A 585-nucleotide genomic window follows, 5' to 3' on the forward strand; every position below is an offset into this window, starting at 1 on the left:
TGGCCGAGCTCGCGCTGGCGCATACGGTCGGCAGCGAGGTAGAGCGCGCCTATCGCCGGACAGATATGCTGAGTCGCCGTCGCGCCATGCTTGAAGACTGGTCAGCGGTGCTGAACGGCCAATCGAGCCCCTCAAATTGAGCGCGCGCGGGCCAAAAGGAAACTTTTTTGGCGGTTTTTCAAATTGTTTTTCGCCTACGTATATGTAATCCCCCCGAAAGCCTGACAACTATATATCATAATTAAATAATTACGACCCTCTGTAGGGTCATTTGACGCGCGTAATTTGCGACCCTAATTGGGTCTCACGCGGCGCTAATGGGCAGTTGCCGTCGCGTGTCGGAACCGGTGCTGCAACACCGGAACCGACGAGACTTCAGGACGCGCAACACGGCACTCCCTGACCTCTCCATACTGCCCAAAGAGGCCCAGGTCAAAACAGGATCGACCTGGGGCAAATGGGAGGCGGTCACATATGACGCAGAACAAAATCTATCGACGCCCGGATGTGGAACAATTGGTCGGGCTGTCACGCTCGACGCTTTACGCGATGATGGCCGAGGGGACATTCCCCAAGCCGATCAAG

General features: G+C 56.1%; 1 protein-coding gene and 1 pseudogene. Both read left to right on the forward strand.

Annotation, left to right across the window (positions count from 1 at the left end; translation table 11 throughout):
* Nucleotides 1-140 (forward strand): annotated as a pseudogene (locus MUY21_RS15990) (integrase); the annotation flags it as partial.
* A 334-nt stretch (nucleotides 141-474) separates the two neighbouring features.
* Nucleotides 475-585 (forward strand): AlpA family phage regulatory protein (locus MUY21_RS15995; RefSeq protein ID WP_248411268.1); only part of this gene is annotated, 111 nt, incomplete at its 3' end.

It is taken from the genome of Aliiroseovarius sp. S2029, from assembly GCF_023195575.1.
Classification (GTDB): Bacteria; Pseudomonadota; Alphaproteobacteria; order Rhodobacterales; family Rhodobacteraceae; genus Aliiroseovarius; species Aliiroseovarius zhejiangensis.